This window comes from Psychrobacter sp. (genome assembly GCF_030457785.1).
In the GTDB taxonomy this organism is placed as follows: Bacteria; Pseudomonadota; Gammaproteobacteria; order Pseudomonadales; family Moraxellaceae; genus Psychrobacter.
The window spans coordinates 1-10374 of record NZ_JAKDUI010000078.1 but is presented as its reverse complement, the minus strand read 5'-3'; the positions used below and the strand labels follow the sequence as shown (position 1 = coordinate 10374).

Genomic DNA, 10374 nt, shown 5'->3' with positions numbered 1-10374 from the left:
AGTATGAGCATTACCTAAGAAACCCCTACCTCTAAGGTAGTGGGTAGTTCATTGACTAACACTAGCCAACCAGAACACATCTAGAAGTTGGAGGGATGAAGATTCGAGTTTTTGATCTCAGACTCTGATCTCAGAATCTGAACTGCTCAGATTTACGAGAATACATACCTCAAGTCTATCTATTCTCACGTTTATCTATATGCTCTAGGGTTTGAGTCAAAGAATCACTGTTATAAGTAGGGTTTATGAAAAAACGGTATGGACCAATGATGCAAACTGATCAACCCGATAGACCAAAAGGACTCTCCTTAAAAAAAATCAGAGGTACCTAGGAGGCTTGATCTTAGCTTTGCTACTGACAACCGTCAGCTCTTGTAGCTCAGAGCCGTCTATTGATAATACTCAGGTCGTTGAGGAACCAACGGATGGTTTTAATAGAGATTCACAGGATGAAAAGATTGAAAGCAGTATCCAAAACTCTTATGCTCGTTTGGCTTCAAAACGCTCTGATATTTGCCCTAAATTGATACAAAAAGAGGTAGATACTCAAGTTGTTGAAAGAAATTCTGAAGTTATGGTAAATAGTTATTGTGATTATTTCTTATACCCAACAGAAGGGCAGGATATATCGGTTAGCGTCAATGACAGGCGAATTGAAGCGTTGTTGATAATACCAACAATCTATGATTTTGCCAACGGTGACTATGCTGTGGAGTCTTATGACAAGCATGTCATTAGATTAAGCTATGATGGTGCCACCTATAAGCCTGCAAATTTGGTATATGACGTCGTGGTCACAGTTTCTGAAAATTAGCTGGTTTTTTGTTGAGTAAGAAGGTAGAGAGTGATCAACAAGGAGAGATACTATTTAGTATCTCCCCTTATCTATATCTATATAAGCCAGTCATACAAAAAATGATATGCATTATTGTTTTTTGTATAAACCAATGGCGCTACTTACTGGTATTGTTATCTGCCCAAGGGTCATCTTGCCCAACGGTGACGATTAAAAAGTCGTCTGGTTTGAGGCTGTCGTTCAGCGTTTGGTTGACGTCTGTGAGATTTACTTGCTCAACACGAGCGATATAGTTGCTTAAATAGTCATTTGGTAGTTGGTAAAAGTTCATCATTCCGAGTAATCCATTAATGCCCGAATTACTGGCAAACCCCATCGGGAAGCTGTTTTTCAGATTGTCTTTGGTTAAGCGCATCTCGTCACTTGTGATACCTTCATCCAAGGTTTTATTGATCACTTCTAAGCTGGCATCAATGGCATCACGTGCCTTATCGTTGCGTGTCGAAAAGCCAATTTGGTAAGGGCCACGTGCCTTCATCGGACTCATAGAGCCTGATATACCGTAGGTATAGCCAAGGTTTTGTCTGATTTCAGTCATTAATCGTGCATTGAAATCTCCTCCTGCGAGTACTTCGTTACCAACAGCAAAATTTGTTTGTTGTTGCTGTTCTGCCGGATTGGTGGCACGCTTGCTACCCAATTGACCCATCAACACAGTTGTTTGTGTGCTTGGGAAAGGTATGTGAATGTGCTGTGCTTGGGTGAATGGTTGTGGCTCAGGCAGTTCAGCTACTGATTGACCGGCAGGAAGCTTGGAGGTGATATCTTCAGCAAGTGTTTTAGCTTGTGTTAGCGTCAGATTACCGGTTATCGCAATAGAGGCATTAGCGGCTACTAAATAGCGATCTTTAAAGTCTATTAGCTGTTGTTTATCGATGTTGGGCACGGTATCGAGAGTGCCGGAAGAAGGGTGTGCGTAGGGATGATCGCCGTATAATGCTTGATTGAAGGCAATGCTGGCAAGACTGTTAGGATCTTGTTTTTGTTGTTGCAAACCCACCAACAACCGAGCTTTATTGCGTGATAAAACCTCTTCATCAAAAGCGGGCTCGGTAATCATCTGTGTCATTAGATCGGCAGCTGGAAGCAAATGCTCATCGTCAGACAAACTACGTAGTGAGACAATAAACATATCCTTGTAGGCATTGCTATTTAGGTTGATGCCTAAGGTTTCAATCTCTCGAGTAAATGCATCCTCATCTAAGCTTTCAGAACCTTGTGTCAGCATGGTTGCGGTCATGTTTGCAATACCGAAGCCGTTGGCACTTATGCTGGTATCTCGGGCACTACCAGCATTAAATCGCAAGTCGATATCAACGATTGGCAAGGCAGTTGTTTGTACAAATCGAACAGGCACACCAGCTTCAGTTTCGAACTGTTGAATGGTCGGAACGGTGACACTCAAGGGTGTGGTGTCGTCAAGACTGGTTAGTGTTGATAGTGCCGCGATGGGCTCACTGCTGTCTATGCTTGCGGTAGGTGCTCGGTATTCTTCCGTACCCGCAGTGTCTGCTTGAGCTGTTAATGATAGCGTTGTCATACCTAGCAAGATACCAATGCTAAGCTGAGACAGTTTATTAACGATTGAGTTTGTTCTTTTCTGTGCTAAATCATTATTATGAGTCATGGTTATCTTCTTAATCATCACATTATTCATCATATGTTTATGGCAGGTTTACGCATAGTACGAGTGAATAGTCGCTCACTATTATTTATCTGTATCTACTTGTTCTGTAGGCGGTACGATATGCATCACTGTCAAGTTGTCTTGGACTAAGTATTTTTTACTGGCATCCTGAATGTCGGTGGTGGTTACGTTATCCAGCTTTGTTGGCAATTCGGAAAACAAGGTGTAGTCCAGTCCGATGGATTGTAACGAACCAATCATGCGCGCCTGACCTTCCATACTGTCTTGCGCATAGACGAGTCCGGTTACTGTATTGGTTTTGGCACGACTGATTTCATCAGCGGCAATCGGGTTGGTTTTTAGTTTCTCTATCTCAGTAGTAATGGCTTTTTGTGCTTGCTCTAAACTGACTCCTTCACGTGGTGTTGCCTGGATTAAAAACAATCCATCACCGCGATCTAGTAAGTTATAAGAAGTGCCAACAGATGCGAGCAAGTCTTGATCTCGTATCAATCGGCTCTCAAGGCGTGCAGATAGGCCACCATCTAGAACGTCTTTAGCCAAAGAGAGTGAGTAAGCCTGTTGCTCATTACTTTCCCCTGCAGTGACAAGGCTAGGTACGTTGTAACCCATTAATAATACGGGCACTTGTACCGCTTGTTCAGAATCGACTTTTTGATAACCTCGAAAGCCTTGTTGTTTAACAGTAGGACGCTTGGGCAACTCACTTGGCTGTAAGTCTCCAAAGTAACGCTTCACTTGTGTCATTACTTCGTCAGGATCAACATCGCCAACGATAACTAAGGTGGCGTTGTTTGGTGCATACCACTGTTGGTACCAGTCTTTAAGTTCGGCGAGTGTGATTGACTCAATCTCAGTCATGGGGCCGATGACGGACTCGCCTTTTGGACTGTCAGGGAGTGCCAGCAAACGGAATGACTCATAAGCTTTTGCTAATGGGTTGTCATCCGTACGTTGACGACGTTCTTCCATTACTACTTGGTGCTCTTTCACGAACTCGCTTTCATCAAAGGTCAAATTTTTCATGCGATCCGCTTCTAGCTCTAGCGCTAATGGGAAGCGGTTGGCAGGAAATAGCTCGTAATAACCAGTATAGTCGTAGCTGGTAAAAGCATTATTCACGCCACCAAACTTTGCAATCAAGCGTTCATAGTCGTCGCTCGATACATCGGTAGTGCCTTTAAACATCATATGCTCGAGTAAATGGGAGATACCACCCTTATCCAGCGGCTCATCGGCCGAGCCAACGCGGTACCAGATTTGAGTCATGACCACTGGTGAGCGATGATCCTCTTTTATCACGACCTTTAAGCCATTTTCCAATTGGTACTCATGTCGACCTGACATGTCTATAGTAAGCGCTGATGATTTTTTAGTATTGGTATCAGTGCTTTTTTGATTGGTATTAGTTTGAGTTGATGAGTTTTGAGATGAGGTCTCTAAAGCTTCAACGTTTTGAGCCGTTTGTGCTGAGCTCGTGCCAACCCCGCTGGTTTGACAAGCAGCTAAAGTGGTTGCCATTACAAGGGCGCAGGCGATACGTAATGAAAGGTTAGGTGTTGATAAAGAGGTTGGCAAAGACAGTGGCATGGTAGGTTCTACTTATATAATATGGCAGCGGGTAAGTTGACTGAGAGGTAGATGAGCAGTAAAGCGCTACAAAGAGGTGTGCGCCCCAACCACCACAGTAGCGGTCGGCTTGATGTCTGATGTGGTACTGCAACCTATCATAGATAGGGCGATAGTCGTCAATAATAACGCCGAGCTGATGTTCACAACGCTTTTGGTGTATTTTTTATCATGATTAGATAGCGACGACATAGACAACTCCTGAATATAGTGATGATCATGTAAGACTTTGTAGAGTAGGCGAAGTACGGCATATACAGGGTCAGATTTTTGTGTCCAAACCTTAAGCTAAGCTTTCTTGATCTAAGAAGATAGCCTGACGAGGCTACAGTATTTGATGATACAGTCGGTGAAAAATAATATAGATACAACACATATTGCTGGACGTACTGCTGGTACAAATTTTTCTTGCTTGCTGTGCCTACGCAGACAGATGCTGTAAAAAATTTAAACCAGCTATACAACGGCGACTTTAGAATATTTCAACTGTAGTGGTCAACTAATTTAGGACATTTCAAGTTTAGTCTAATGCGGTAAGGGCTGAGCATACACAGAATTATGCTAAACTATACCGAAATAGGCTGTCATGCTAAAGGTGTAAAAAACGGCAGCAACTCAACACATTTAAAATATTCAAATAATTGATAGTGCTAATTTTTAGGGCGAGTTTATGAATAATCCGAATAACAGTAGCCGTGTGGTCATCAATCTAGATGGCGACCTTGATGATTTAGATGACGATGATATTACCTTACCCAGTCTGCCGGCGCAATCCGTACCCATCGTAGATGAGACTGAGCTCCGAGAATCCGACAAAGAACTCAAAACAGAATCCAGTACAGAATCTAGTACTGACACTCAGGCTGCCTCAAATGCTGACAAAGAAGAAGATATTGCTTTAGGTGCGCCTATTAGCATGCCAGCAGAGTACACTAATCCTGACAAGTCATCTGAAAAGCCATCGGATGCAAACAAAGAAGCTGGATCTAAGGCGAAGCCTAATGCTGCTTCGAATATTCCAACCATGCCATTGCAAGAGCAATTAGGAGATAGTCAAAGCGCCAGTTCTGCTAGTAGCAAAGCGGTTGCCATTGAGGAACCAACGTCAAAACCAGTGCCAGAACCAACCGAGTCGCAAGACGGGGCGAAAAAAGGCAGCTGGTTTAATCGTATGAAAACGGGGTTGAGTAAATCACGTAAAAACTTGGCCGAAGGTATGGTTAGTATCTTGATCGGTGGCAAAGAAATCGATGATGAGCTATTGGAGGAAGTCGAAGATCAGCTATTGGTTGCCGACATTGGTGTCAATGCGACCAACCGCATCATCCAAAGTCTCACTGAGCAGACAGCTCGTGGCGATTTGATTTATGCGCATTCGTTATATAAAGCTTTGCAAAGTGAATTGGTCGATATTTTAGCCCCCAAGGTTGCACCACTCAGTATCGATACCAGTAAAAAACCATTTGTTATCTTAGTTGTCGGAGTGAATGGTGTGGGTAAAACCACGACCATCGGTAAGCTGGCGAAGCGTTTACAAGGTGAAGGCAAATCAGTCATGCTAGCAGCAGGCGATACCTTCCGTGCTGCAGCCACAGAGCAGCTGCAGATATGGGGCGAGCGCAATGACATTCCTGTTGTCGCGCAGGGTCATGGCTCTGATAGTGCCTCGGTGATATTCGACGCCATGCAATCTGCTAAAGCAAGAAATATAGATGTGTTGATTGCGGATACCGCGGGTCGTTTGCAAAATAAAACGCACCTAATGGCTGAGCTGGAAAAAGTGGTGCGAGTCATGCGAAAAGCTGATCCAAGCGCGCCGCACGAAGGCATGATTGTACTCGATGCAGGCACTGGTCAAAACGCAATCAATCAAGTTGAGTTATTTAATAAAATCGTACCGTTGACTGGCATCACTATTACCAAACTAGATGGTACTGCTAAAGGTGGTGTGGTGTTTAATATTGCCGAGACCACGGATGTGCCTATTCGTTATATCGGTGTTGGTGAGTCTATTGACGATTTACGCGCCTTTAGTCCAAAGCAGTTTGTCGCTGCATTATTCGAGACAGATGAGAAAGAGTAGGGTGCATTAGGCTTTTAAGCTATTGAACAAAGTCTTAGGGCATAAATGTTAGAAGGAGCAGTCATAATAGTCACCACAGCATACTTTGGCTCATACCAATTAACCTTAATTGCTAGTGCCAGTTCCAATGTCGATGAGCATAACAGCCCTAGGTTGGTTGAGGTCAACTGGTTGCAGGCAGGTGACTCTTGGCATAGTTCGAAGTCGGTGCCTAAGCTGAAAAAGCATTACAAGCTTGATGATAGTGATTTTGAGTTCATAGATAAAAATAGCCTAAGCATTTCTGATAGAACACAGGCTCTGTTGCTAACTGCTATCGAACAAATCAATGAATATATTAGTGGCACCCGCAAAGATTTTGATTTGCCGTTGGACATGTCTTTGGGAACAGAGTTTCAGCAAAGAGTATGGCGAGGGCTGCAAACAATCTCTCATGGCGAGACCATCAGCTATGGAACACTAGCCAAACGTGTTAATAGCCCAAAAGGGTTCCGGGCAGTGGCCAATGCCAACAGCAAAAATCCTTTTAGCATTATTGTACCCTGCCATCGAGTGATTGCCAGTGATGGCAAGATTGGCGGCTATACTGGCGGTTTAGATAAAAAAAAGTACTTGCTAGCCCTAGAAGGTGTCACCTACAAAGCTTAGTGTCAAATAACAGTTTCTCGCAGCCTGTCAGTGACCTATCAGGGACTTATAAACCCTAAGTGCTAGAGACAAAAATCGGCAAAATACAAAAAAGGCCAATCGTAAAAACGTTTGGCCTTTGTTTATGGTTGACGCTGAATCGCTAAAAGCGCGGAAAATTCTACTTATTGATTCAGCTGTTCCATCACTTCAGCAGAGAAGTTTACGTTGCTATAGACTTCCTGTACGTCATCTATGTCTTCCAACATATCGATCATCTTCATGACTTTTTCGGCATCATCGACGTTACCTATTTCAGCAGAGGTGGATGGTGACATGGTTACTTCTGCATTGTCAGAGACGAGATCTGCTGCGTTCAGCGCGTCTTTGACTTGACCAAAACTCTCCCATTCCGTGATGACAAGTAAGCTTTCACCATCATTCTCGATGTCCAGCGCGCCCGCATCTAGGGCAGCCATCATGACTTCATCTTCCAAGCTTGTATCGTTGAAGGTGATTTCACCGCGTTTGGTGAACAGGTAAGCCACTGATCCTGACGTACCAAGATTGCCATCGTGTTTGGTAAAGGCGTGTCGTACTTCACTGACAGTACGGTTTAGATTGTCAGTCATGGTCTCAACCAGTACTGCCACACCGCCAACGCCGTAGCCTTCGTAGCTAACTTCTTCCATGTTTTCGTTGTCGCCACCACCTGTACCACGATCGACGGCACGGTTGATTGTGTCTCTGGTCATGTTGACAGACAGACCTTTTTCGACAGCAGCGCGCAAGCGAGGGTTTTTGTCTGGATCAGGGTCGCCTTGTTTCGCAGCTGAAACGATTTCACGAATTACCTTGGTAAAGACTTTACCTCTCACTGCATCTTGACGAGCTTTACGGTGTTTGATATTTGCCCATTTTGAATGGCCTGCCATATGACATCCTTAAATTTTACGTATTATTTGTTTGGCTAAAAAGTGTGACGAGTAATAACCATTATTACAATCGTACTCTTTTTTATTATATGATGGGTCTGTCTAGCCATGGTATTAGTACGACCCGCACCTTAACGATTTGTATGTCGCTGTTAATGCTTTTTTGCTACACTGTGGCAACTTATAGATTGTATTGATTGTTATAAGTGAGCAATATTATAAACCAGTTTTAGGTACTTTGACTAACTTGCCCTTTTCCAGCGCATTTTCAATCACTGGCGGTCGTCACGTCAATGGTTTTACGACGCTACTGAATCTATGATGCCACTGACCATATGAAGCAAACAACCACTGAAGCCGTCACACATTTTCGGAACCGCATTCATATTATTATTGAAGGGACAGACACCCGCTTGGGTAAGTTCTTTGATATTTTGCTTTTGATTGCGATTGTGGCGAGTGTCGCTGTCGTTATGCTTGATAGTGTTTTGTTTATGCGCCTGCAATATGGCACGCTGTTTTGGTATGCAGAGTGGTTCTTTACCATTCTGTTTACCATTGAGTATGCGCTAAGGTTGTTTTCGGCCCCCAATCGTCTTCGTTATGCGTTCAGTTTTTTTGGCATCGTGGATTTGTTGTCCGTATTACCCAGTTATCTAAGTCTGATGTTCGTGGGAATGCAGTACCTACTGGTGATACGTATTTTACGTATTTTACGTATATTCCGTGTGTTAAAACTCAAAACTTACATGCAGCAAGCGGGGTTTTTGGCCTCGGCGCTCAAAACCAGTCAGCAAAAAATTACGGTATTTTTCCTATCACTGGTACTTTTGGTCACGATTTTCGGATCGATTATTTATGTGATAGAAGGGCCGGAGAACGGTTTTACTAGTATCCCACTATCTATTTATTGGGCGGTTGTCACAATGACTACGGTTGGTTATGGGGATTTGTCACCCAAGACGCCACTAGGGCAGACCATTGCAACCATGGTCATGATTACTGGTTATTCGATTATTGCTGTGCCGACGGGTATTTTTACGTCTGAGCTGGCTCGTAACATGCGCCCGCAGCTTAGCCCAGTGACATGCCCAAATTGTGGTAAGTTTGGGCATGCCATGGCGGCGGATTACTGTGATCGTTGTGGACACGCTCTGCATGTTTAACGTGCGTAATGACTGTATTTACGATATTTACGATTTCTATCTGCAAGCTGTCTGAAAAGTCGCCTAAATAATAGTCACTGTCAGCGCCATGATCGAATGTTCGACACGCCTAGTCTTTATAATGCTAAGTAGCGATCCACGAGCGGTGATAGATCTATTTCAACACCCAAGTTAACCAAGTTCCAGTATTGACCAGAAACCGTCCGATCTAGCATCATAGTCGTTGCAGAAGGTTGAAACTGCCCGAAGTACTTCAAAGATGAGCGCATTTGGGTGATGACTTCATGATGTACTTGACTGCTGCCAAAATCAAAAGCACCTTCATGATAAGGTTTGATGGAAAGCGGTTTGAGACCGATAGATAGCCACGTTTCATAAAATTCACCAGGGATGTGCTTGTCATCGTCACGGCGAATATCGAATGCGATTAGGTCTTGTTCTAGCGCTGTGACGTCGCCTTTGATAGCGTGGTGGGCAAAACGCTTGAACAGCTGAACTTCATTGTCACTATAGCTACGGATGCCGCCAAAGTCGTAGGCGACGACGCTACCGTCATTGCGAAAAGAAAAATTACCTGGATGTGGATCACAATGCATACGGTATAGGCCGAACAGTTGGCCTGCAGTAAAGTGGAATAGTCGCTCGGCTATTTTTTGTTTGATCTCATTGTCCCATGTTGCAGCGACTGCTAGGGTTTCTCCTAGCTCCTCGGTAAGCGTTAAAATTCTTTTCGAAGAATGACTGCTAATCACTTCGGGAATGATCAGACCTTCATCATCTGCATGAAACGATCCAAATACTCTTAAGTTTTGCGCTTCCTTTTTGTAATCTAGCTCGTCATGTAAGCTTTGGCGAATCTCATCAAACAGCTGTTCTTGTAGCTGTTTACTCATATTCAACACACCAGCAATTTTTAGCGCCATCCGCACTTGTTTTAAGTCACTGTCACAGTTTTCATCGACGTCAGGATACTGAACTTTTACGACCACTCTCTGCCCAGATAACAACACCGCTTTGTGAACCTGTCCAATAGAAGCGGCGGCAAAAGGGGTCTCATCGAATTCACTGAATAGCTCTGCTACGGGGGCTTTTAACTCGCGCTCGAGCTGCTTTCGTATCTGTGAGTAGGGCATGGGCGGCGCATCTTTCTGTAACTTTTCTAAAGCGGTTGCGACCTCAGGTGGGAAGACGTCCTTGTATTGTGAGGCGATTTGTCCCACTTTCATTACCGCACCTTTCATCTCGCCAAGGGTTTCAGCGATCTGAATGCCCACATCCTGCATCAGCTCTGAGCGCGCTTGCAGCCGCTTTTCTTCATCGCTTGACAGGTGCTTAAATGAGTTTTTAGCAGCTTTGCCGGCGATACTTGCTGTCATACCAGCGAGTTTCATAAAGCGTTTTCCGGACGTTTTTGCCATTGCTGTTACCCT

General features: G+C 44.0%; 9 protein-coding genes. 4 read left to right on the top strand and 5 right to left on the bottom strand.

The window, feature by feature from the left end; translation table 11 throughout:
• Positions 1-349: 349 nt before the first annotated feature.
• A complete protein-coding gene (locus L0J61_RS05495; RefSeq protein WP_301465331.1) occupies positions 350-814 on the top strand; it encodes a hypothetical protein in 465 nt (154 codons plus the stop codon).
• 139 nt (positions 815-953) lie between these two features.
• Here L0J61_RS05495 and L0J61_RS05490 read toward each other — a convergent pair whose 3' ends face one another.
• From L0J61_RS05490 to L0J61_RS05480, 3 genes are all read right to left on the bottom strand, one after another.
• Positions 954-2483 carry a pitrilysin family protein gene (locus L0J61_RS05490; protein WP_301465330.1) on the bottom strand — a complete coding sequence of 510 codons (1530 nt, stop codon included), beginning with the start codon at positions 2481-2483 and terminating at the stop codon, positions 954-956.
• Between the two features lie 81 nt (positions 2484-2564).
• Positions 2565-4088: a pitrilysin family protein gene (locus L0J61_RS05485; RefSeq protein ID WP_301465335.1), complete on the bottom strand. Its 1524-nt coding sequence runs from the start codon at positions 4086-4088 to the stop codon at positions 2565-2567.
• A gap of 72 nt (positions 4089-4160) precedes the next feature.
• Positions 4161-4325 carry a hypothetical protein gene (locus L0J61_RS05480; RefSeq protein ID WP_301465329.1) on the bottom strand — a complete coding sequence of 55 codons (165 nt, stop codon included), beginning with the start codon at positions 4323-4325 and terminating at the stop codon, positions 4161-4163.
• 979 nt (positions 4326-5304) lie between these two features.
• On the opposite strand from L0J61_RS05480, the gene ftsY reads away from it, so the two are divergent.
• Positions 5305-6216 carry a signal recognition particle-docking protein FtsY gene (ftsY, locus tag L0J61_RS05475; protein WP_301465334.1) on the top strand — a complete coding sequence of 304 codons (912 nt, stop codon included), beginning with the start codon at positions 5305-5307 and terminating at the stop codon, positions 6214-6216.
• Positions 6217-6279: 63 nt separating this feature from the next.
• The gene (locus L0J61_RS05470; protein ID WP_301465333.1) at positions 6280-6864 is read left to right on the top strand and encodes a methylated-DNA--[protein]-cysteine S-methyltransferase; all 585 of its coding nucleotides are present in this window, start codon (positions 6280-6282) and stop codon (positions 6862-6864) included.
• Between the two features lie 164 nt (positions 6865-7028).
• On the opposite strand, the gene L0J61_RS05465 is transcribed toward L0J61_RS05470, so the two are convergent.
• A complete protein-coding gene (locus L0J61_RS05465; protein ID WP_301465328.1) occupies positions 7029-7778 on the bottom strand; it encodes a YebC/PmpR family DNA-binding transcriptional regulator in 750 nt (249 codons plus the stop codon).
• Positions 7779-8113: 335 nt separating this feature from the next.
• On the opposite strand from L0J61_RS05465, the gene L0J61_RS05460 reads away from it, so the two are divergent.
• Positions 8114-8944, top strand: coding sequence for an ion transporter (locus tag L0J61_RS05460; protein ID WP_301465327.1), 831 nt, complete (start codon positions 8114-8116; stop codon positions 8942-8944).
• Positions 8945-9060: 116 nt separating this feature from the next.
• On the opposite strand, the gene L0J61_RS05455 is transcribed toward L0J61_RS05460, so the two are convergent.
• The gene (locus L0J61_RS05455; RefSeq protein WP_301465332.1) at positions 9061-10362 is read right to left on the bottom strand and encodes an AarF/ABC1/UbiB kinase family protein; all 1302 of its coding nucleotides are present in this window, start codon (positions 10360-10362) and stop codon (positions 9061-9063) included.
• Positions 10363-10374: the final 12 nt, after the last annotated feature.